At 73.8% G+C, this 21900-nt stretch carries 17 protein-coding genes; 11 read left to right on the top strand and 6 right to left on the bottom strand.

All coding sequences use genetic code 11. The annotated features are described in order from the left end of the window. The first annotated feature begins 237 nt into the window (after positions 1-237). The gene (locus LG395_RS13125) at positions 238-825 is read left to right on the top strand and encodes a TetR/AcrR family transcriptional regulator (protein WP_225809478.1); all 588 of its coding nucleotides are present in this window, start codon (positions 238-240) and stop codon (positions 823-825) included. A 358-nt stretch (positions 826-1183) separates the two neighbouring features. On the opposite strand, the gene LG395_RS13120 is transcribed toward LG395_RS13125, so the two are convergent. The 4 genes from LG395_RS13120 to LG395_RS13105 form a co-directional block, all read right to left on the bottom strand. Continuing rightward, complete coding sequence (locus LG395_RS13120) at positions 1184-4063, bottom strand: FAD-binding and (Fe-S)-binding domain-containing protein (RefSeq protein ID WP_225809477.1); 2880 nt, start codon at positions 4061-4063, stop codon at positions 1184-1186. Positions 4064-4079: 16 nt separating this feature from the next. Then, positions 4080-5246 carry an anhydro-N-acetylmuramic acid kinase gene (locus tag LG395_RS13115; RefSeq protein ID WP_225809852.1) on the bottom strand — a complete coding sequence of 389 codons (1167 nt, stop codon included), beginning with the start codon at positions 5244-5246 and terminating at the stop codon, positions 4080-4082. A gap of 148 nt (positions 5247-5394) precedes the next feature. Beyond that, positions 5395-6966, bottom strand: coding sequence for a sodium:solute symporter (locus LG395_RS13110; protein ID WP_225809476.1), 1572 nt, complete (start codon positions 6964-6966; stop codon positions 5395-5397). An 8-nt stretch (positions 6967-6974) separates the two neighbouring features. Further along, the gene (locus LG395_RS13105; protein ID WP_225809475.1) at positions 6975-7976 is read right to left on the bottom strand and encodes an N-acetylglucosamine kinase; all 1002 of its coding nucleotides are present in this window, start codon (positions 7974-7976) and stop codon (positions 6975-6977) included. Between the two features lie 222 nt (positions 7977-8198). Here LG395_RS13105 and LG395_RS13100 point away from each other — a divergent pair, with 222 nt between their 5' ends. The 3 genes from LG395_RS13100 to LG395_RS13090 all read left to right on the top strand — a co-directional run bounded on the left by LG395_RS13100 (position 8199) and on the right by LG395_RS13090 (position 12210). After that, entirely contained in the window at positions 8199-9143 is a 945-nt protein-coding gene (locus LG395_RS13100; protein WP_225809474.1) for a MurR/RpiR family transcriptional regulator, read from the top strand. 467 nt (positions 9144-9610) lie between these two features. Continuing rightward, positions 9611-10507: an N-acetylmuramic acid 6-phosphate etherase gene (gene murQ, locus LG395_RS13095; RefSeq protein WP_225809473.1), complete on the top strand. Its 897-nt coding sequence runs from the start codon at positions 9611-9613 to the stop codon at positions 10505-10507. Between the two features lie 131 nt (positions 10508-10638). Further along, complete coding sequence (locus LG395_RS13090; protein ID WP_225809472.1) at positions 10639-12210, top strand: glycoside hydrolase family 30 protein; 1572 nt, start codon at positions 10639-10641, stop codon at positions 12208-12210. A 157-nt stretch (positions 12211-12367) separates the two neighbouring features. Here LG395_RS13090 and LG395_RS13085 read toward each other — a convergent pair whose 3' ends face one another. After that, positions 12368-12832 (bottom strand): hypothetical protein, encoded by a 465-nt coding sequence (locus tag LG395_RS13085; RefSeq protein WP_225809471.1) that lies wholly within the window; start codon positions 12830-12832, stop codon positions 12368-12370. A gap of 142 nt (positions 12833-12974) precedes the next feature. Here LG395_RS13085 and LG395_RS13080 point away from each other — a divergent pair, with 142 nt between their 5' ends. Further along, positions 12975-14894, top strand: a complete 1920-nt coding sequence (locus LG395_RS13080) for an ABC transporter ATP-binding protein (protein ID WP_225809470.1) — start codon at positions 12975-12977, stop codon at positions 14892-14894. 376 nt (positions 14895-15270) lie between these two features. On the opposite strand, the gene LG395_RS13070 is transcribed toward LG395_RS13080, so the two are convergent. Further along, on the bottom strand, positions 15271-15552 hold the full coding sequence (locus tag LG395_RS13070; protein ID WP_225809851.1) for a metal-sensitive transcriptional regulator: 282 nt from the start codon (positions 15550-15552) through the stop codon (positions 15271-15273). Positions 15553-15670: 118 nt separating this feature from the next. On the opposite strand from LG395_RS13070, the gene LG395_RS13065 reads away from it, so the two are divergent. The 6 genes from LG395_RS13065 to nhaA all read left to right on the top strand — a co-directional run bounded on the left by LG395_RS13065 (position 15671) and on the right by nhaA (position 21874). Next, on the top strand, positions 15671-17029 hold the full coding sequence (locus tag LG395_RS13065; RefSeq protein ID WP_225809469.1) for an MBL fold metallo-hydrolase: 1359 nt from the start codon (positions 15671-15673) through the stop codon (positions 17027-17029). A gap of 300 nt (positions 17030-17329) precedes the next feature. Further along, a complete protein-coding gene (locus tag LG395_RS13060; RefSeq protein ID WP_225809468.1) occupies positions 17330-18073 on the top strand; it encodes a sulfite exporter TauE/SafE family protein in 744 nt (247 codons plus the stop codon). 226 nt (positions 18074-18299) lie between these two features. Further along, positions 18300-18881, top strand: coding sequence for a rhodanese-like domain-containing protein (locus tag LG395_RS13055; RefSeq protein WP_225809467.1), 582 nt, complete (start codon positions 18300-18302; stop codon positions 18879-18881). Between the two features lie 195 nt (positions 18882-19076). After that, entirely contained in the window at positions 19077-19445 is a 369-nt protein-coding gene (locus tag LG395_RS13050; protein ID WP_225809466.1) for a hypothetical protein, read from the top strand. A gap of 140 nt (positions 19446-19585) precedes the next feature. Then, positions 19586-19852, top strand: coding sequence for a DUF2630 family protein (locus LG395_RS13045; RefSeq protein ID WP_225809465.1), 267 nt, complete (start codon positions 19586-19588; stop codon positions 19850-19852). Between the two features lie 126 nt (positions 19853-19978). After that, positions 19979-21874: a Na+/H+ antiporter NhaA gene (gene nhaA, locus LG395_RS13040; RefSeq protein ID WP_225809464.1), complete on the top strand. Its 1896-nt coding sequence runs from the start codon at positions 19979-19981 to the stop codon at positions 21872-21874. The last annotated feature ends 26 nt before the right edge of the window (positions 21875-21900 follow it).

Genomic DNA, 21900 nt, shown 5'->3' with positions numbered 1-21900 from the left:
GCGGGGCGGAGGTGCGGGTTCGAGGTGCGGGTCCGGGGGTGCGGGCGGGCTGCGAAGGGCACGGTGCCGGGCCGGGTGCCGGGGGCTGGGACCCCGGTCCGGGCGACCGCGGACTGCCGGGGGGCCGCCCCGGCCGCTATGGTGAAACTAAACGGATAGCTGTCCGGTCACACGAAACGTAACGGACACTTGTCCGCTTAGCAAGGGCGAGGTTCGGCCACGCCGTGAGGAGGACGAGTGCCGCAGCAGAAGGACTCACCCCGGCGCTCGGACGCACAGCGCAACCGCGAGCGCATCCTGGAGGTGGCGCTCACCGAGCTGTCGCACTGCGCCGACGCCCCGCTGAGCGTGATCGCCAAGAAGGCCGGGGTCGGGCAGGGCACCTTCTACCGCAACTTCCCCAACCGCGAGTCACTCGTCCTGGAGATCTACCGCCACGAGATGCGGCAGGTCGCGGAGAGCGCGGAAGACCTGCTCGCGGGCCGGGCACCCGACGAGGCCCTGCGCGCCTGGATGGACCGGCTCGCCGAGTTCGCCATGGCCAAGGCCGGGCTGGCCGACGCGATACGCCAGGTCACCGGCGCGCCGGGCGGCCCTGCCAAGCCGTCGCCCACCCCGGTGGCCCGCGCGGCGGAGCGGTTGCTCCGCGCCAACGAGGAAGCGGGCACCATCCGGCCCGGAGTCACCTCGGACGACTTCTTCCTCGCCATAGCGGGCCTGTGGCAACTCGACCCCCACGACGACTGGCAGCCCCGCGCCGCCCGCCTCCTCGACCTGGTCATGGACGGACTGCGCGGCGGGACGCGCGCGGCTCCCGGGGCGTGAGGCGCGCCGGGGTACGGGTCACTCACCGGGCGACGGCTTCGGAGTGTGAGGTACGGGCCGCTCAGGTGCGGGCGGCTTGCCCCGTGGAGCGCGGCTCGGGAAGTGAGGTGTGGCCGGATACGGGTGGGTCGCCCCACGGTCAGGTGCGGCCGGACCGGGGCGCGGGTGCCCCGGGTAGTGCGCCGCTGGACCGCGTACGGCTGCTGGGGACGGGGTGCTGTGGGGTGAGGCGCCTGGGGTGAGGCGGCGCCGGGCCGCGGGCGGGCGGGCCCTGAGCCCCCGGGGGGAACGTCGCCCGGAGGAGGCCGGGATGGGTACGCCTCGCGGGTGAGGCGCCGCGCCGCAGACCGTGCCCCCGTCAGGCCGTCGCCTCGTCGAGGAGTTCCAGCACGTGACGGTAGGGCTGCCCCGTGGCCCGGGTCATGCCCAGCTCGCAGGTGCGGTTGCAGGAGGCGTACGCGTCGTACGTGCCCGCCTTCAGCTCGGCGGCCTGGGCGGCGACGGCCGACGCGGTGATCTCCGGGTGCAGCAGACCCCGGTCCCCGGCGAACGCGCAGCAGCCCCAGTTGTCGGGGACCGTCACCTCGTCGCTCACCGCCGCGGCGACGGTGCGCAGCGCGGTCTCGATGCCGAGGTGCACCGTGGAGCAGGTGGGGTGCAGGGCGAGGCGGCCCAGGCGCCGGGGCTCGGGCAGGGCGGGGAGCAGGTGCTCGGCGGCGAAGACCACGCTGTCGACGAAGCGCAGCGCGGCGAAGCGGGCGCGGTCGGACTCCGGTAGGGCGTCGCGCAGTTGGTCCAGGCCGTGCGTGCAGGAGGAGGCGTCGCACACCACCGGCAGCCGGCCGTGCCCGCTCGCCTCCCACAGCGCTTCCAGGGTGCGCGCGGCCATGGTGCCGTAGCCGGCGGTGTACCCCTTGGACTGCCAGGGGGTGCCGCAGCACAGCCCGTCCAGCCCGGAGGGCACGGCGACGGGGACCCCGGCCCGTGCACACAGCCGCAGGAAGGCCCCGGCCGCGCCGGGTGCCCCGCCGGGGTTCTCCCGTCCGCCGTCCTGCGGGGCGAAGAGACTGCCGACGCACGCGGCGAAGAACACCGCGCGGGCTCCGGCCGGGCGGTGGGGCGCGGGGCGGGCGGGGCCGCCACGCGGGATGTCGTCGGCCCAGGCCGGTACCAGCTCGCCCGCCCCCAGCCGGCGCAGCGCGCCGGTGGCGGTGCGCAGCACGGGGGAGGGAGCGGCGTGCGCCGTGTTCAGGGCGACGCGTACGGCCCTGACGGCGGTCCCCCAGTGCCGGGCCACCGTGTTCCCCGCGCGCTGCGCGACCGCACCGTGCCCCTCGGCGCGCAGGCGTTTCATCACCGCGCCGGTGTCGATGGTGACCGGGCACGCGGTGACGCAGAGGCTGTCGGCCGCGCAGCTGTCGACGGCCGCGTAGCCGTAGTCCTCGGACAGCGCGCGCCGCCGCTCCTCGTCCCCCGCCGCCGTTGCCAGCGCGATCTCGCGCCGCAGGGCGATGCGCTGACGCGGTGTCGTGGTGACGTCGGCGGTGGGGCACACCGGCTCGCAGTAGCCGCACTCGACGCACGCGTCGACGGCGGGGTCGACCTCCGGGATGCTCTTGAGGTTGCGCAGGTGCGCGCTCGCGTCGTCGTCCAGGAGCACACCCGGGCTGAGCACCCCGTGCGGGTCGCACAGCCGCTTCAGCTCGCGCATGACGTCGTACAGCTCGTCGCCGTACTGCCGGCGCACGAACGGCGCCATGGCCCGCCCGGTGCCGTGCTCGGCCTTCAGCGTGCCCCCGGCGTCCAGGACGAGGTCCACCATGGCGTCGGTGAACCGGGCGTAGCGCTCGACCTCGGCGGCGGAGTCGAAGTCCTGGGTCAGCATGAAGTGGAGGTTGCCGTCGCGGGCGTGGCCGAAGATCACCGCGTCCTGGTAGCCGTACCGGTCGAAGAGCCCGGTCAGGCCCTCGCAGGTACCGGTCAGCCGGTCCATCGGCACCGCGATGTCCTCCAGCAGCGCGGTGGTGCCGGGGCGGCGCGCGCCCGCGACGGCGGTGTACAGGCCCTTGCGCAGGTGCCAGAGCCGGGCCCGCGCGCGCGGGTCGCCCACGAGCGCGGTGCCGTTGACGGCGGGCAGCCGGTCCAGGACCCGCCGCGCGTCCGCCACCCGCTCCGCCAGCAGTGCGGCCTCCTCCTCGGCGAACTCCACCAGCAGGGCCGCGTGCCGCTCCACGCGCAGGCCGCGCACCTCGTCGACGGGGTCGGGGGACTGCTGCGCCACCCGGAGCGACGCCGCGTCGAGGAGTTCGGCGGTGCGGGCCCCGGCGGCGAGCAGCGCGGGCAGGGCGTCGGTGGCCTCGGCCAGCCCGGGAAGCACCAGCAGACCGGTGGCGGTGTGCGGCAGCAGGGGGACGGTGCGGAAGACGGCCTCCCCGACGAAGCCGAGGGTGCCCTCGCTGCCGATCATCAGGTGGGCGAGGATGTCCGCCGGTTCGTCGTGGTCCAGGAACGAGTTGAGCCCGTAGCCCATGGTGTTCTTCATCGAGAACAGCCGCTCGACGGTGGCCCGCGACCCGGCGGAGCCGCGCACCCGGTCGCGCAGCCGCAGCAGGCCCGCGTGCAGTGCGGGTTCGCGGGCGCGCAGCGCCTCGTCGGCGTCGGGGAGCGCGGTGTCGACCACCGTGCCGGAGGGCAGCACGAACTGCAGGGACTCCATGGTCCGGTAGGCGTTGTCCCGGGTGCCGCAGTTCATGCCGCTGGAGTTGTTGGCGACCAGACCGCCGATGGTGCAGGCGGACTCGCTGGCCGGGTCGGGGCCGAGCCGGCGCCCGTACCGGGCGAGCCGCGCGTTCACCTGCCGCACGGTCAGCCCCGGCTGCACCCGCACGCGCAGCCCGTCGTCGAGGACCTCGGCGGCGCGCCACGCGCTGCGGACGTCCACGAGGATGCCGTCGCCGCCGGCCTGTCCCGCGAGGCTGGTGCCCCCCGAACGGAGCGTGAGCGGCAGCCCGGCCGCGCGGGCGCCGGCCATCAGGGCGCCCACCTCGGCCGCCGACACGGCCCGCACCACCGCGCGCGGGGTGAACAGGTACGGCGAGGCGTCGTGGGCGGCGGCGACCCTGCGGGGGACGTCGGTCGTGACCCTGGCCGGGTCGTCGACGCACGCGGACAGCAGTTCGGCCAGGCGGTCGGGCCGGCCCGGCGCGTGCGCGGCGGAGGGGGCGTCGGAGGGGCTCATGGGTCCTCGGGTGGGATCAGACGATCCGCAGCAGGTGCGGCGGCCGTGCGGCGGGTGCGGGCAGGCGCAGCGGCGCCAGGCCGGGGGTGATGCTGCCGAGCAGCGTGGCCCTGGCGGCGCCGGTGGCGGAGGGGTGCGTGCCGGGCAGGCCGTGGACGGTGAGGAAGCCCAGGACGGCGAAGGCCAGGGCCTCCTTGGCGTCGGAGGGCAGCCCGAGGTCGTCGCTGCGGCGCACCGGCACGCCGGGCAGCTCCTCGCCGATCATGCGCATCAGCACCGGGTTGCGGGTGCCGCCGCCGGAGGCGACGAGCTGGGTGACCCCGTGGGCCCGGCAGGCGTCGGCCACGGTCACGGCGGTCAGCCGGGCCAGCGTGGCCAGCACGTCGTCGGTGGCGGGGGTCGGTACGGCGTCGAGCGCCCGCAGCAGGTACGGCAGGTGGAAGTGCTCCTTGCCGGTGGTCTTCGGCGCGGGCCTGCGGTAGTAGGGGTCCGCCAGCAGCAGGCGCAGGAGTCCGGGGCTGACGGTTCCGGCGGCTGCCCGGCGTCCGTCCGCGTCGTAGGCGGCGCCGTCGCCGGTGAAGTGCCGTACGGCCGCGTCGAGCAGGGCGTTGGCGGGGCCGGTGTCGAAGGCCAGCGGTTCGGCGCCGGGCGCGAGGACGGTGACGTTGGCGATGCCGCCGAGGTTCAGCGCCGCCGGGGTGCCGGGCAGGGCGCGCAGCAGCAGGGTGTCGGGCAGGCCGACCAGCGGGGCGCCCTGGCCGCCGGCGGCGACGTCCCTGCTGCGCAGGTCGGAGACGACGGGCAGCCCGGTCTCCTCTGCGATCCAGGCCGGCTGGCCGAGTTGCAGGGTGCCGCGCACGACGCCGTCCTCCACCCAGTGGTACAGGGTCTGGCCGTGCGAGACCACCAGGTCCGCCGTCCCCGCGCACAGCTCCCGCAGGGCACGCGCCGCCGCTCCCGCGAAGGCCTGCCCGATGCCGCTGTCCAGCGCGCAGACGGCCTGCGTGGTCGTGGCGGCCGGCGGCAGCGTGGCGGCGATCAGGGCGCGCAGCTCCTCTGGATAGGGCACGGAGAGGTGGCCGAGGGGGCGCAGGAGCAGGGTGTCGCCGTCCAGGGTGAGGTCGGCGGCGGCTGCCTCGATGGCGTCGTACGACGTGCCGGACATCAGCCCGATCACCCGCATGGCGCCTTCTGGACCGCCCCCCGTCCGCTCGGCGGACGGAGTGCGCTGCGACTGGGACATGGTGCGTGCCTCCGGGAAGGGGGAGTGGGTGCGGTCCTCGGTCGCCGGCCGGGGGGCGGGCCGCCACGTCCCCCGGCCGCACCGGTACTCAGTCCTGGTGGACGGCCGCCGTGACCCGCCCCTCGTCCGGGCCCGGTTCGCCGTCGGCCGGCCGGACCGCCTCGGGTTCGGGGGCGCGGTGGAACAAGCTCATCAGACCGCCGACGACCAGGGTGACCACCACGCCGATCGGGACCAGCCACTGCGCGGCGATGGCCGTCGGCACGGTGGCGCCGCCCACGGTCACGTCGATCTTCACCTCGCGCACGACGTACGTCATCAAGCCGACCGTCACCAGGAACGCCACCACGGAGTCTGCCTCGCCCGCGCGCCGTACGATCCGGCCGAGCAGGAACGCGCCGAGCAGGGCGCCGTAGGTGTAGCCGGCGATGGTCAGACCGGTCAGGTAGACGTTGCCCGTGCTGGTGCTGAACGCGCAGGCGAAGACCGCCATCAGCGCCGCCCACACCAGCGTCATCACCCGGGCGAGCTTCAGCAGGGACGCCTCGGACGGCGTCGTGCGGAAGAAGCTGTGGATGATGTCGGCGACCGTCGAGTTCGACATGGAGTTCAGCGCCGAGGACAGCGAGCCCATGGCGGCGCCGAGGATGCCGGCCACGAGCAGGCCGGAGACCACCACGGGCAGGCCGTGCAGGATGAAGTTCGGGTACAGGTTGTCGGAGCTGTTCAGGCCCAGCTCCTTGAAGCTCTTGCCGTCGTTGTACGACCACAGCAGCGCGCCCACGAGGGAGAACGCCGCGAACTGGAGGGTGACGAAGACGCCGGAGGCGATCATCGCCTTCTGGCCGTCGCGCAGGGAGCGGGTGGCCAGGATGCGCTGGACGATGAGCTGGTCGGAGCCGTGGCTGGCCATGGCGAAGATCGCGCCGCCGACGATCGCGGTGGGCAGAGCGAACGGGCTGGTCAGGACGTGCGCGAGGGTGAAGTCGGTGTCGAACAGCCTGAACTCGCCCGCGTGCAGGGCGCGCGAGAAGCCTGCGCCGCCGACGTGCCCGGACAGCACGGCGATGGCGAGGACCGCACCGCCCAGGTAGAGGCCCATCTGGATGGCGTCGGTCCAGATGACCGCCTTGATGCCGCCGAGGTAGGTGTAGACGACGGTGATCACGGTGAGCACGATGATGATGAGGCGGTAGCCCGCGTGCACCCCGAACTCGTCGAGCAGCAGCTTGATGGGGATGGCGGAGGCGAACAGCCGCACGCCCTCGGCGAGCAGGCGGGTGAAGACGAAGGTGACCGACGCCAGGCCCTGCAGTTTCAGCCCGAACCTGGTCCCGAGGTACTGGTAGGCGCTGACGAAGCCGCCCCGCTTGTACAGGGGGATGAGCACGGTGGCCACGACGACGCGGCCGATGACGTAGCCGAGGGCCAGTTCGACGTTGCCGAAACCCTGCCCGCTGTAGGCGCCGCCGGGCACGCTGATGACGGTGAGCACGCTGGTCTCGGTGGCCACCACGGAGAACGAGACCGTCCACCACGGCATGCTGCCCTCGCCGACGAAGTAGTCCTTCGCCGTCTTCTGCCGGCCGGCCAGGCGCAGTCCGATCACGGCGATCGCCACCAGATAGACGACGATCACCACGAGGTCGAGTTGGCGCACGCTCTCTCCTAAGCAACGGCCGGCGGGGAGACCGGCGGGGTGGGGACAGGGGGGAGGGGGGCCGTCCGCCGGACGCGGACGACATGGGGTTCGTGCGGCCCGCGGGCGTCCAGGGCCAGCAGGCGCGCGCCGTCCAGCGGGTCGCCGAGCGGGCGTCGCGGCCGCAGGGGGCGCGGGGAGCCGGCGAGCGCCGAGCGCAGCGGCCCGAGCAGCGGTTCGCCGAGGCCGGTGAGCCCGCCGGTGACGGCGACGTCGAGGCCGTGCTCGCCGCCGATCCGGCGGGCCGCGGCGAGCACGGCCTCGCCGAGCGCGGTGGCGGCGTCCCGGACGATCGCCGAGGCCGCGGGGTCACCCGCCGCGGCCGTGCGCGCGACGTCCGGTGCGAAGGAGGCGGCGGTACGGGCGGGGTTGCCGTCACGGCCCAGGGCCGACGGCAGCCGGTCGGGGTCGCCGAAGCGCTCGGTCGCGGCGGCCAGCAGCGCGGTGTCCGGACCGCGTCCGTCGTGGGCGCGCAGCGCGGCCCGCAGCCCGGCGGCGCCGATCCAGGCGCCGCTGCCCTCGTCGCCGAGCCAGGGACCCCAGCCGTCGACACGGGCGTACGCGCCGTCGTCCCCGATGCCGATGGCCACCGCGCCGGTGCCGATCGCGAGCACCACGCCGGTACGGCCGCCCAGGGCGCCGACGTGGGCGGTGACCGCGTCGCTGGTCACGGCCACCTCATCGGCGGACAGGTCGGCCAGGAGCAGGCCGGCCAGGGCACGGGCCGCGTCCGGTGCGGCGGCGGCTCCCGCCGCGCCCACGCAGACGGCCGACGGCCGGACGGACGGCTCCCGGGCCAGGAGGGGCCGGACGGCGGCGAGCACGGCGGCGCGAGCCGTCGTCACCCCGTCCTCGGTGGCGAGCCCGGGGGCGCCGGGCACCTCGTGGACCTCCCGGGCGGGGCCGGCGCCGTCCCACAGCACGGCACGGCAGCCGGTCTTGCCCAGGTCCACCGCGACTGCTGCTGTCATGCGGCACGCCTTCGTGTCCAGGGATCCGTCACGTCGAGCGGTCACCAGTGGCCGGGAGGCCGGTGGCCGGCGCGGATCGCGGTGCAGCGAGTATCAGAAGGCGAAGCTCTGGATGTCAATAAGTAACCTCAACGAGTGAGTCCCGTAAATTTTTGACGTCCTCGCCGGGCGTGGTTACTGTGGCGCCACCCAGTCGGGCGTTCACCCAGGAGGCAGCGGTCCATGGCCGGCCAGAAACCACCCCGCACCCCGGCCCGGCCGGCGGACGAGTCCCCCGCCGGGACCCTGGCGCGCATCCGCGCCGAGCTGCCCGCCATGGCACCGTCGGAACGACGGGTGGCCGACGTCGTCCTGGCCGATCCCGCACAGGCGTCGGAGCTGTCCATCAGCGCGCTCGGCCGGCGGGCGGACACCTCCGTGGCCACGGTCATGCGCTTCTGCCGGACGATAGGCATCACCAACTACCCCCAGCTGCGCCTCGCCCTCGCCGCCGCGGCCGCCCGTGAACACGCCCTCGACGGCGAGCGCCCGATGCCGAGCACCGACATCAGCGCCACCGACACGCTGAGCGAGATCGTCGAGAAGATCGTCTACAACGAGGTGCGGGCCCTGGAGGACTCCGGGGCCGGACTGGACATCGACGTCCTGGGCCGTGCGGTGGACGCCGTGGCCGGAGCGCGGCGGATCGACATCTTCGGCGTCGGCGCGAGTGCCTTCGTCGGCCAGGACCTGCACCAGAAGCTGCACCGCATCGGCCACATGGCGTTCATCTGGACCGACCGGCACGCGGCCCTCACCGCGACGGCGCTGCTCTCACCCGGCGACGTGGCCCTCGCGATATCCCACTCCGGGGAGACCGAGGACACCGTCGAGCCGCTCCAGGCCGCCGCCGCGCGCGGCGCGACCACCATCGCCCTCACCAACGTCCCCCGCTCCGCGCTCGCCCGCAGCGCGGACCTCGTGCTGACGACCTGTGCCCGCGAGACGCCCTTCCGGTCCGGCGCGACCGTCAGCCGCATCGCCCAGCTCGCCGTCGTCGACTGCCTGTTCGTGGGCGTCGCCCAGCGCAGCTACGACGCCGCGACCGCGGCCCTCCACGAGACCTACGAGGCGGTCCGCCGCCGCAGCACCCCGCATCCAGGACGCCGTGCGCAGCCGAGCGACTGACGCCGTGCCCCTGCGGGGTGCTCCGCGGGATCGCCTCCGACTTTGACCCCCGGCCCGTACCCCGGCCCCGAGCCTGCGACTTTGACCCCCGGCCCGTACCCCGGCCCCGAGCCTCCGACCCCGGCCACCAGCCCGCACCCCGGCCCCGTGCCTCCCACTCCGACCTCCAGCGCCCGCCGACGAGCCTCCCGCCCTCGCCCCCCCGAGCCCCCGACTCCGACCATCCCCGGCCGTCGAACCTCCGCCTCCCGAGCCCCCGGCTTCGACCCGGACCCCACCCCCTCAGCCTTCGGCTCGTACCCGGAAGCCCCCGGCTCCGAGCAGCAGCCCGGCCCCCAGCTTTCGGCTCCACCCCCGGAGGCCCCCTCAGATCCGGAGCCCCCGCTCCGACCAGGAGCCCCCGCTCCGACCAGGAGCCCCCGCTCCGTCCCAGCGCTTGCGTACCGCCCAGGAAAGGAAAAGCCGCCGTGGACCTCAGCACTCTCGGCACCGAGACCCGTAACGAGCGGACCGCCGACCTCGACCGGATGCCGGTCGGCGAACTGCTGTCGGTCATGAACGACGAGGACCAGACCGTCGCCCTCGCGGTGCGCGGCGCCCTCACGGAGATCGGCACCGCCGTCGAGGCGATCACCGCGTCCCTGCGCCGGGGCGGGCGGCTCATCTACCTGGGCGCCGGCACCAGCGGCCGGATCGGACTGCTCGACGCCGTGGAGTGTCCCCCGACGTTCGGCACCGCGCCGGAACAGGTGGTGGGGCTGCTCTCCGGCGGTCCCGGCGCCTTCGTCGTCGCGGTGGAGGGTGCCGAGGACGAACCCGAGCGGGCCGCCGCCGACCTCGAAGGGATCGGCGTGGACGACCGCGACACGGTCGTCGGGCTCGCCGCCAGCGGCCGTACCCCCTACGTCGTCGGCGGTCTGAAGCACGCCGCCGCCAAGGGCGCGACGACGGTCTCGGTCGCCTGCAACCGCGACGCGGTGATCAGCCGCTACGCCGACATCCCCATCGAGGTTCCCACCGGGCCCGAGATCCTCACCGGGTCGACCCGGCTGAAGGGCGGCACCGCCGAGAAGATGGTCTGCAACATGCTCTCCACCGCCTCCATGGTCCGCCTGGGCAAGGTCTACGGGAACCTGATGGTCGACGTCCGGGCCAGCAACGAGAAGCTGCTCGACCGGGCCCGCCGCATGGTCGTCCAGGCGACCGGCGCGGACGCCGAGGCCGCCGCCGGGGCACTGCGGGCGGCGGGCGGACACGCCAAGACCGCCATCGTCATGCTGCTCGCGCACTGCACCGCCGAGGAGGCCGCCCGGCGCCTGGAGAAGTCCGGCGGCGACACCCGGACGGCCGTGGGTCAGGACTGAACACCCTTCATACCAGCCTTACTTCAAACCTTGACTTAACCTCGCGGAATTGCTTGGATCCGGAGCGGTCGCGCGCCGTCGGCACACGTGTGGCGCCGGCCCCCGAGACCCCCGGAGCCCAGGGAGCAGGCGTGGGACGTCATCTCACCGCACTAGCGGCCGTCGCGACCATCACCGTGTCCGCGCTGGTCGGCGCGGGCCCGGCCGCGCACGCCGACCGAGCCGCGGGCGGGCCGCCCGGCCACGGCCGGATCGTGACCGGCACCTACTCCACCGGCGCCGCGCGGGCCTGGGTCCCACTGCCGGAGGTCAGGACCGGCACCGACCCCGGCGGCCCGGTCGACGCCACCGTCGTGGCGGACCCGAAGGCCGTCCGGCAGCAGTACGCGGGCGTGGGCTTCTCCCTGGACGAGACGAGCGTGTCCAACCTGTGGAAGCTCACCCCCGCCGAGCGGGAGAAGGCCGTCCGGCTGCTCGTCGACCCCGTGCACGGCGCGGGCCTGGACCGGTTCCGGCTGACGATCGGCAGCCCCGACCTCATCGAGCACCTGCCGTTCTGGTCGGAGGACGACCTGCCCGCCGGCGTCACCGACGACTTCGGGCTGAAGCACTTCTCCATCCGGCGGGACATCGACCTGCACATCGTCGACACGGTCAAGCTCATCCAGCGCTACAACCCCCACGCCACCTTCTTCGCGTCCGCGTGGAGCGCACCGGCGTGGATGAAGACGAACAACCGGTTCACCGGGCAGGTCGCGCTCAAGCCCGGGAGCAGCACGGAGTACTACCAGGTCGGCAAGTTGCGGGACGACTGCATCGACGTCTTCGCCCGGTACTACGTCAAGTTCGTCCAGGCGTACGCCCGGCACGGCATCCGGGTCGACGCCCTGACCCTGCTGAACGAGCCGGGCATGGACGTCGTCTACCCGGCGATGGACATCAGCGTCGCCCAGCAGCAGAAGCTGGCCCTGGCGATCAAGCGGGAGTTCCGGGCCGCGCGGCTGAACACCGGACTGTACGTGCACGACTTCAACTTCTGGGACTGGCGCGACCCCAACAGCGAGGCGACCAAGAACTACCACCGCATCTTCGACGACGCCCCCGACGGCTTGGTGACCGGCGCGCAGGTCCGCGAGGCGGCCGACGCCATCGCCTTCCACCCCTACTGGGGGGACCCGCGCGTGATGCGCGACGCCTACGAGCAGACGGGCAAGCCGGTCCAGCTCACGGAGACCAGCGACCTGTCGCCCTCGACCATCCTCGACGACTTCCGCCTCGACGCCGGTTCCTACATCCTGTGGGCCCAGACCACCGACCAGGACGGCGGCACGCTGCACTGGACACCCGCCCGGGACAACGACATCGACTGGAACCAGGTCGCGGCCACCACCAAGTGGCGGGACCGGCTGGTGACGGTGAACACGGCCACGCGCGACTTCTCCGTCCGCGACGAGCTCTACCCGATCGGGCAGTTCGCCAAGTACCTCTCGCCCGGCGACGTACGCCTGGAATCCAGCGCCGCCGAGCACGGCATCGGCAACGTCGTCTACCGCAAGAAGGACGGCTCCTTCGTCGCGGTCCTCGGCAACAGCACCCACACCGACGGCAAGGTCCGCGTCACCGTCGCCGGCACGTCGTTCGTGGTGACGGTCCCGGCGGACTCCTTCGCCACCTACCGCTGGAGGAGCGGCCCGGGCCACTGACGCCGGCGTGACGCGGACCACTCCGTGATCGCGGCACCGGGTCGCCCCGCACACCGCGGCGCCACGCGCGCGGTGGCGTGGTCGGCCCGGCCGCCCGACGTGGGACCGCCCCACACGTTTTCCCGGGTGGCGCCGTCGTCGGTGCTCGCCTCCACGGTCATGTGCTGCCGGAAAGGGCTGACCCACCGGCGGCGGACCGCCTCCGTAGGTGGGCGATGCCGGACTTCAGGAGGACGGCAACGGCGGTCGTGGCGATGACGGCGCACACCGTGATGGACGGGTTGACCCATGCGGGAACCAGATCGAAGTGCGCGTTGCACTTGTCGTGCAGGGGGAAGAACTTCCGGAATTCCGCCGCGTGTGCGTCCCGGTACGCCCTGTCGTAGTGCTCGTGATGGACGAACTGGCATGTCTCGCGGACGTCGAGCCCTCCTCTGAGCACCCCCCAGATCCATGACACGAGGCCCGTGAAGAGCGCTACGGAGCAGACACGTGCCCACCACAGCGGGCGCCGCCATGGTGCGTCCCGAAGGCCGGTCACGATGCGGTAGAGGTTCCACAGGTTCCACACCGACCAGCCGATCAGGACCACTGCGGTGAAGAGAGCCCCCAATTGCTTCATGCCGGTGTTCTATCCGTCGTCGTCGGCCGGCGCGTACGCGGGCTGCAGGACCCCTGTCCGGTTCTCGCCGTTCCGCGTTAAATGCCTGGACTGAGAAACTCCGCGGACGGGAGACTTCGACCTCCGAACCTCCGGGAGTGTGATGGGGACTACAGACGCACGTGGGCCGACACCGGGCAGGAGCGCGGTCGTTCTGGCGCTGCGCCGCTACGGCCGGGAACTGATGCGACTACGGCGGCTGACCCTGCCCGCGCTGCTGTTACCGGCCGTGGGCAACATCGGCATCCGCTACGTCGCCCCCCTGCTGATCGCCAAACTGGCGGGGCAGGCCGCCGGCGACGGCGGACTCACCCTCGGCCCGGCACTGCCGTACGTGCTGGGCTTCGGTGTGACGCTGCTGCTCGCCGAGGCCGTCTGGCGGGTCGGGCAGCACTGCCTCAACCGCCTGGACGCCCTCGGCATGGAACACCTGTACGTGAGCGGCATGGACGAACTCCTGGCCAAGGACGCGGCCTTCTTCCACGACAACTTCGCCGGCTCCCTGACCAAACGGGTGCTCAGCTTCGGCAAGCGCTTCGAGGACTTCGTCGACACGGTGACGTACCGGATCGTGGGCAGTCTCGTCCCCCTGGTGTTCGGTTCCGTGGTGCTGTGGAGCTACCAGCCGATGCTCGTCGTCGGCCTCCTCGTGATGATCGCGTTGACCGTGCTGGCCGCGACGCCTCTGATCCGCCGCCGGCAGAGGCTCGTCAACGAACGTGAGGCGGCGATCGCCCGGGTCTCCGGACACGTCGCCGACAGCCTGGTGAACATGGAGACCATCCGGGCGTTCGCGGCCGAGCGGCGGGAGGCCGACGAACACCGCAGCCGTGTCGCGGACTCCCGCCGCCTGACGCTGAGGTCGTGGGACTACGGCAATCTGCGCGTCGACACCCTGGTCGCCCCCATGTCCGTGCTGACCAACGTGCTCGGTCTGCTGGTGGCCGTCGCCTTCGGCGGCTCGGGCCAGGGCGTCGAGGAGATCGTCGTCAGCTTCACCTACTACTCCAACGCCACCCAGATCATGTTCGAGTTCAACCAGATCTACCGGCGTCTGGAGAGCTCGATGACCGAAGCCGCGCAGTTCACCGAACTGCTGCTGGAGCCGCCCACGGTGCTCGACCCGGCGGAGCCCGAACCGCTCGCACCGCGGGACACGGGCATCCGCTTCGAGGCGGTGACGTTCGCCCACGCGGGTGCGAAGCCCATCTTCCGAGGACTCGACCTGGACGTGCCCGCGGGCGCGCGGATCGGCCTGGTCGGCAGGTCCGGCGGCGGCAAGACCACCCTCACCCGGCTCCTGCTGCGCATGTCGGACGTCGACGGCGGACGCATCCTGATCGGCGGTCAGGACATCAGCCGGCTGCGCCAGAACGACCTGCGCTCACTGATCGCCTACGTCCCGCAGGAGCCCGCCATGTTCCACCGCAGCCTGCGGGACAACATCGCGTTCGCCCGGCCCGGCGCCACCGACGAGGAGATCCGCGAGGCGGCCGCGGCCGCGCACGTCACCGAGTTCGCCGACCAGCTCCCCGACGGCTTCGCCACGCTGGTGGGGGAGCGGGGGGTCAAGCTCTCGGGCGGCCAGCGCCAGCGGGTCGCCCTCGCCAGGGCCATCCTGCGCGACGCCCCGGTCCTGCTGCTCGACGAGGCGACCAGCGCACTGGACTCGGAGAGCGAACTCCTCGTCCAGGACGCCTTGTGGCGGCTGATGGACGGGCGTACGGCCCTCGTGGTGGCCCACCGGCTGAGCACCGTCGCCGGCATGGACCGTCTCGTCGTCCTCGACCGCGGAAGCGTCGTCGAGCAGGGCACCCACGAGGAACTGCTCGCCGCGGACGGCGCCTACGCCAGGCTCTGGCAGCACCAGTCGGGCGGATTCCTCGGCGAGAGCACCGAGTCGGCCCCGGGACGCCGGGTGCCGGGAACCGGTCCCGCCGAGCAGTCCGGACCGGCCGGCCCGGCACCGGACGGGGGTCGCAGGACACCGTCGCCCGCCCGTACGAGCCCCGGGTTCCACTGACCGGCCCGGTGTCCGGGGCCGTATCGACGAGGGCGGCCGTCCTCGGTGACGTCGAGGATGCCGGGGCCGGTGACGACACGGTGGACGTACCGTGCGACGGTGGGCGGCGGCGTGCCCTCGTGCCGGAGCGCCGACCGCGGTCCAGGCCGCCCCCGAGGAGCGAGAGCCGGCCGGCAGCCGGCTCGCCGCGCCGGGCCCGGCGGTCGACGGCGGTGGCCGACGGCGGCGACGGATGCGGCTCCGGCGGTTCCGGCGGGCGGCGGCCCGCCCGGCCCCGGACGGCCACGGCTTCCCGGCGCTCGTCCGGCAGAGGGGGAGCGGCCCGCGGAATCCGTCCGCGCCCGCCGTCGCCACCTCTGCCGTGCCCTGTCCCGGCTCAGGCGAGGGACAGGAAGAGCTTCTCCAGCCGGGCCCTCATCTGCTCCCGCTCTCCGGCGTCGGCGAGCTCCGAGTCGCCGAGGCACTGCTGCAATCCGGTGGCGATGACCGCGAAGCCCGCCTTGTCCAGGGCACGGGAAGCCGCGGCGAGCTGCGTGACCACCTCCTCGCAGTCCCGGCCCTCCTCGATCATCCTGATCACGCCGGCGATCTGCCCCTGCGCGCGGCGCAGCCGGTTGACCACCGCCTTCAGCTCGTCCGCAGCCATCCCCAGTTCCACGATCCACTCCTCCGTCATACCCCTGCGGGTACCTTACGCCCCTGGGATACCCCCCGGGGTACCCGTGTTACGGTCTTTTCAATACCCCGGGGGGTAATTCTGAGGAAGGGAGTGCCCGATGTTCTTCGTCGACACCATCGAGCTGGAGGGGCTGGGCAACCGCAGCTATCTGGCCGGCGGCGGGCACAAGGCCGTGGCGGTCGACCCGCCGCGCGACATCGACCAGGTCCTGGCCGCGGCCGCCCGGCGCGGGGTGCGGATATCGCACGTGGTGGAGACCCACCTGCACAACGACTACGTCACCGGCGGGCAGGAGCTGGCCCGGCTGACGGGTGCCGCCTACCTGGTACCGGCCGGAGCGCGCGTGTCGTACGCCCGTGTGCCGGTGGCCGACGGCGACGTGGCCGAGGTCGACGCCGGGCTCGCGCTGCGGGCGGTCGCCACCCCGGGCCACACCCCGCACCACACCTCCTACGTGCTGGAGGACAACGGCCGGCCGGTCGCCGCGTTCACCGGCGGTTCCCTGCTGATCGGCACCGTGGGCCGGCCGGACCTGGTCGAACCCCGGCTCACCGAGCGACTGGCACGCGCCCAGCACGCCTCGGCCCGCCGCCTGGCGGCCGAACTGCCGGACGAGACGCCCGTACTGCCCACGCACGGCTTCGGGAGCTTCTGTTCCTCGGCGCAGGCCGGGGGCGACGCCACGACGATCGGCAGGGAGAAGGCCGTGAACGCGGCACTCACCACGGACGTGGACTCCTTCGTCACCCGCCTGTTGGCCGGACTCGACGACGTCCCCGCCTACTACACGCACATGGGGCCGGCCAACGCCGCCGGGCCCGCACCGGTGGACCTGACCCCGCCGGCCGTCGCCGACGCCGAGGGGATCGCCGCCCGGCTCGCCGCCGGCGAGTGGGTGGTCGATCTGCGCAACCGCGTCGCGTTCGCGGCCGGCCATGTCGCCGGCTCCTTCAACTTCGAGGCGGACGGCAAGATCGCCACGTACCTGGCCTGGATGATCCCGTGGGGCAAGCCGGTCACCCTGCTCGCCGAAACCCCGGAGCAACTGGCCGCCGCCCAGCGCGAGCTGGTCCGGGTCGGCATCGACCGGCCCGCGGCCGCCGCCACCGGCACGCCGGACCGCTGGGTGCCGGAGGGCGGCCGGCCGGCCTCCTTCCCGCGGTCCACGTTCGCCGGTCTGGCCGAGCGGGGCACGGACGGCGTCGTCGTCCTCGACGTCCGCCGGGCCTCCGAACGCGCCGCCGGACACATCGAGGGCTCGGTCCACATCCCGGTCCACCAACTGCACCAGCGGATCGGCGAGGTGCCGACGGGCACCGTGTGGGTGCACTGCGCCGGCGGCATGCGCGCCGGGATCGCCGCCTCGCTGCTCGATGCCGCGGGCCGTGACGTGGTGGCCGTGGACGACGGCTTCGACGCCGCCGCCGGGGCCGGACTGACCGTGGTCACCGGCTGACCGCGCCCCCTCGTTCTTCTGGCTCTGGAGAGGTTGAGTGATGTCGATGTCCCGGCGCGGTGGAGACCGTGTCCGTGTCACCGCCGGCGAACCCCCGCGACGTACCGGGGGCGCGGACACCTGGGCCGTGCCGCCGGACCCGCGGGAGGACGGCGAGTGGTGCCCCGGACACGCGTCCACCGCGGTCCACGTCCCGCCGTCCCGGCTGATCGCGGGGACGGCGCCGCCCGCCACGGCACCCCACCCGGCGGTCGGCGCACGCGGGAACAGCGGCGTGCGCGGGAACGGCGGTCAGGCCATATGACCAGCCTGGTTCTCGCGCTTCTCGCGGGTGCCGTGGTGGGCCTCGCCCTCGGCGGCCTCGGTGGCGGCGGCAGTGTGCTCGCCGTACCCGCGCTCGTCTACCTCCTCGGCTTCACCCCGGCGCAAGCGACCACGGCGAGTCTGGTCATCGTCACCCTCACCTCGGTCACGGCCCTGACCGGGCACGCCAGGGACGGCAACGTGGCCTGGCGCACCGGGCTGCTGTTCGCCGCGGCCGGCGTCGTGCCCGCGATGCTCGCCGGGGCGGCCGCCGGGCGCCTGCCGCAGCCGGTGCTCACCGCGGCCTTCGCCGTCGTGGCGGGGGCGGCGGCCCTGCGCATGCTGCGCCCCGCGGGGACGGAGCCGTCCGGCCACGTCCACCCCGGGAAGGCCGGCGCCGCCGGGGCCGGGCTGGGCGCGGTGACCGGCTTCCTGGGCGTGGGCGGCGGCTTCCTCGCCGTACCGGCGCTGGTCGGTGTCCTCGGCCTGGCCATGCGCGCCGCCGTGGGCACCAGCCTGCTGGTCATCACGATCAACTCACTGGCCGCGCTCGCCGCTCGCGGCGGCGCCGGGACCCACCTGGACTGGGCCGTGACGGCGCCGTTCACAGGGGCGGCGATCCTGGGCGCCTGGGACGGCAAGCGCCTGGCGAGGAAGACCGAGGGCCGGACACTCCAGAAGGTCTTCGCCTGCGTGCTGCTCGCGGTAGCGGCGTTCATGCTCGTCGACGTCCTCGTATGAGCGAGCGAGGGCCGCGGACACCCCCGCACCACGGCCGCACGGCCCTCCCTGCACCACGGCCGCACGCCCCTCCCCGGATCACGGCCGCACGCCCCTCCCCGGATCACGGCCGTACGGACGCCCTCCCCCGCACCACGGCCGTACGAACGCCCCCGCACCACGACCACACAGACGCCCCCGCTCTGCCACCACAGATCCCCCGACACACCACAGAGAGGCATCCGTCATGATCACGCCCACCACCGTCGACCCCCGCCAGGCCCACGCCCGCCTGCACGAGCTGACCGTCATCGACGTCCGCACCCCCGGCGAGTACGCCGGTGGACACGTGCCGGGCGCCCTCAACATCCCGCTGGACCAGCTCGACCGGGCCCTGCCCGACATCCGCTCCGCCGCCGAGCGCGGCGACATCCTCGTCGTCTGCGCCTCCGGAGCCCGCTCGGAGAACGCCTGCCGCGTCCTCGCCGGGAACGGCATCGCCGCCGGCACCCTCGCCGGAGGAACCGCCGCCTGGACGGCCGGGGGCTACGACACCCACCGGCCCGAGGCCACCTCGAAGGCCACCTGGAGCATGGAACGCCAGGTCCGGTTCACCGCCGGTACGGTCGTGCTGCTCGGCCTCCTGTCCGGCCTGGCGGTCCATCCGGCCTTCCACCTGCTGTCCGCCGGGGTCGCGGCCGGCCTGGTCCTCTCCGCCCTCACCAACACCTGCGGCATGGCGGCCGCGCTCGCCAAGCTGCCCCACAACCGCCCCCGCCGGGCCGACCTGGACGCCACACTCGCCCGGCTGCGCGCCACCGCCCCGTGACACGAGCCGTTGGTCCACGTCAGCCCCGCCCGGCCGCCCGCGCTCGTTCCCCGGTCCCACCGTCCGGCGGACGGCAGCGTGCCGATCGCCCCGCCCCCGTGGATGATCGTACGGAGAGGAGACCGGGCACCGGTGTGCCCGACCGACGGCCGGCCTGTCCCGGCCTCGTTCGTCACCGCGAGGGAGACACCTGTGATGCGCTCGATCATGACGGGGACGGCAGCGGGCCTGCTGGGCGCCGCCGCGCTGTGCCTCGGGGCCCCGGCCCCCGCGTTCGCCGGTACGGGCGCCGCCGCCCGGTCGCCGGTCACGTTCTGCGGTGCGGACAAGGCCACCGGGCTGGCGGTCTGGGCCGAGCCGGCCGGGTCCTGCGCCACCGCCCTGGAGGTCGCGAGCGCCTACACCAAGGCCGCGGCCGGCAGGTCGGGGGCGCCCGCCACCATCAGTGTCGGGGGAACCGCCTGGACGTGCCAGGAGCGCCAGGGCGACCCGAACCCCTACCAGGAGTGCGTGACGAGTGACAGCGGCGGCCGGGCCGGCGGCCGGGTCGTCCTCACGTCCTGAAGGCTGTTCCCCGGCATTCCCCGGCGTCCCCGGACCGGGAAACGATCACCTCTCGCCCCGCCGTGGCGAACGGCTCGAACCTGCTGTTCAATACATGAAATCGACTGATTGAGGTCGGATCACGGCTTGGGGAGAGAGACATGACGACGGGACCCGGCGCCGAGGCCGAGAAGCAGATCCTCGGACGCATCACGGACATGATCAACCAGGAGAAGGACCTGCGGGACCGTCTGGCGGACCACAGCATCGACCAGCCGACCGAGCAGGAACGGCTGGCGCGGCTGGAGACCGAGCTCGACCAGTGCTGGGACCTCCTGCGGCAGCGCCGGGCCCGCGTCGCGGCCGGCCAGGACCCCGAAGAGGCCCAGGTGCGCCCGGCGTCGCAGGTGGAGCGGTACCTGTCCTGACGACCGGCAGGGGCTCGTCCGCCCCGTCCCCCGGTCTCCGTCCCCGGAATGAACGCCCCACCTGCCGCTGTTGCCACGGCAGTGCCGGCCGGCACGAGACTCGGCGCGAGGTGGAGATGAGCACGGATGAGCATGGCGTTCGCACCCGACGACCTCTCGGGCCAGACCGCCTGCGCCGGCTCCCGCTCTCCGCTGCGCCACTTCCTGCGGACCGAGACCGGTAGCGCCGCCGTCCTGGTGACGGCGGCGCTCGTCGCGTTGCTGTGGGCCAACGCGGCGCCCGCGGGCTACGCGTCGTTCTGGCAGACGCACCTGTCCGTCGGGATCGGCACCCACGGTCTGTCGCTCTCGCTGCGGGAGTGGATCAACAGTGGTCTGATGGCGCTGTTCTTCTTCGTCGTCGGACTGGAGGCGCGCCGCGAGTTCGACATGGGCGAACTGCGCGACCGCCGGCGTCTGGCCCTGCCGCTCGCCGCCGGCATCAGCGGGATGGCCGTACCGGTCGCCCTCTTCCTCGCGGTCAACGCGGGGCACCCGTCCGTGCACGGCTGGGGTGCGGCGATGTCCACCGACACCGCCTTCGCCCTCGGCATGCTCGCCGTCGTCGGGCAGCGGCTGCCGAGCGGGTTGCGGATCTTCATCCTGACGATCACGGTCGTCGACGACTTCGTCGCCTTGGGCGTCATCGCCGTCGCCTACAGCGCGCACGTCGACGTACCGGCGCTGCTGATCGCGGTCGCGGTGTTCGGCGTCGTCCTGCTCGTCCGCGCGCTCGGGGTGCGCCGGGGCCTGGTCTACGCGCTGCTGGCGCTCGTCGCCTGGGCCGCGCTGCTGGAGTCGGGTGTCGATCCCGTGGTCATCGGACTCGCCATGGGCCTGATCACGTACGCGTACCCGGCGGCACGCGCCGACCTGGAACACGCCACGGGCCTGTTCCGGATGTTCCGCGAGCAGCCGACGCCCGAGCTGGCGCGCTCGGCGCAGGCCGGCCTCGCCTCCGCGATCTCGCCCAACGACCGGCTCCAGGGCCTGTACCACCCGTGGACCAGCTATCTCGTCGTCCCGCTGTTCGCCCTGGCCAACACCGGTATCCCGCTGGACGCCGGCCAACTGGCGCGGGCGTTCACCTCGCCGGTCACGCTCGGCATCCTGCTCGCGTTCCTCGTCGGCAAGCCGCTGGGCATCGTCGGCGCGTCGGCGCTGGCGTACGGGGTCAGCCGGGGGCGGGTCCGGCCGCCGGTCGGCTGGGGAGCCGTCGCGGCGGGCGGCGCCCTGGCCGGGACGGGCTTCACCGTCTCCCTGCTCATCGCGACCCTGGCCTTCCGGGGGACCGAGCTGGCGGACGCGAAGATCGGCATCCTGAGCGCGCTGGCCGGCTCCTTCCTGATCAGCCGGCTCCTCACCGCGGTCCTCGCGGTGCTGCCGGGCAGGCTGCGGCAGCGGGCGCTGCTCGGCGACGCGGAGACGCTCGTCGACCTGGCGGTCCCCGTCGACCCCGACCGCGACCACGTGCGGGGGCCGCGGCACGCGCCGGTGACCGTCGTGGAGTACGGCGACTACGAGTGCCCGTACTGCGGACAGGCCGAACCGGTCGTCCGTGAGCTGCTCGGCGACTTCGGCGACGTGCGGTACGTGTGGCGGCACCTGCCGCTGACGGACGTGCACGTGCACGCCCAGCTGGCGGCCGAGGCGGCGGAGGCCGCTGCCGCGCAGGGCCGCTACTGGGAGATGCACGACCTGCTGCTCAGCCACCAGGGCGAGCTGCGCCTGGGCCACCTGCGCACGTACGCCGACGCCCTCGGACTGGACCCCGAGCGCTTCGACCGGGACCTGCGCTCCCACCGGGGCGCGGCGCGGATCGCCGAGGACGTGGAGTCGGCGGACCTCAGCCAGGTGGCGGGCACGCCGACGTTCTTCGTGAACGGGCGCCGGCACCACGGGGCGTACGACATCGCCAGTCTGTCGGCGGCGGTGCGGGCGGCGCGTGAGCGGGCGGCGATCGGGGCCCGCGGGAGCCGGTGAGGGCCGGGAATGCATCAGGGGGTGCG

This window comes from Streptomyces spinosus (assembly GCF_020400655.1).
Lineage (GTDB): Bacteria > Actinomycetota > Actinomycetes > Streptomycetales > Streptomycetaceae > Streptomyces > Streptomyces argyrophylli.
Note: the sequence above shows the minus strand (reverse complement) of the source record. Positions and strands in the feature narration are given on the sequence as shown.

Bases quoted from the DNA above. Each gene is read 5' to 3' on its own strand.
- LG395_RS13120 (WP_225809477.1), bottom strand. From the start codon at position 4,063: ATGAGCCCCTCCGACGCCCCCTCCGCCGCGCACGCGCCGGGCCGGCCC.
- LG395_RS13115 (WP_225809852.1), bottom strand. From the start codon at position 5,246: ATGCGGGTGATCGGGCTGATGTCCGGCACGTCGTACGACGCCATCGAG.
- LG395_RS13105 (WP_225809475.1), bottom strand. From the start codon at position 7,976: ATGACAGCAGCAGTCGCGGTGGACCTGGGCAAGACCGGCTGCCGTGCC.
- LG395_RS13100 (WP_225809474.1), top strand. From the start codon at position 8,199: ATGGCCGGCCAGAAACCACCCCGCACCCCGGCCCGGCCGGCGGACGAG.
- LG395_RS13085 (WP_225809471.1), bottom strand. From the start codon at position 12,832: ATGAAGCAATTGGGGGCTCTCTTCACCGCAGTGGTCCTGATCGGCTGG.
- LG395_RS13080 (WP_225809470.1), top strand. From the start codon at position 12,975: ATGGGGACTACAGACGCACGTGGGCCGACACCGGGCAGGAGCGCGGTC.
- LG395_RS13065 (WP_225809469.1), top strand. From the start codon at position 15,671: ATGTTCTTCGTCGACACCATCGAGCTGGAGGGGCTGGGCAACCGCAGC.
- LG395_RS13060 (WP_225809468.1), top strand. From the start codon at position 17,330: ATGACCAGCCTGGTTCTCGCGCTTCTCGCGGGTGCCGTGGTGGGCCTC.
- LG395_RS13055 (WP_225809467.1), top strand. From the start codon at position 18,300: ATGATCACGCCCACCACCGTCGACCCCCGCCAGGCCCACGCCCGCCTG.
- LG395_RS13050 (WP_225809466.1), top strand. From the start codon at position 19,077: ATGCGCTCGATCATGACGGGGACGGCAGCGGGCCTGCTGGGCGCCGCC.
- LG395_RS13045 (WP_225809465.1), top strand. From the start codon at position 19,586: ATGACGACGGGACCCGGCGCCGAGGCCGAGAAGCAGATCCTCGGACGC.
- nhaA (WP_225809464.1), top strand. From the start codon at position 19,979: ATGAGCATGGCGTTCGCACCCGACGACCTCTCGGGCCAGACCGCCTGC.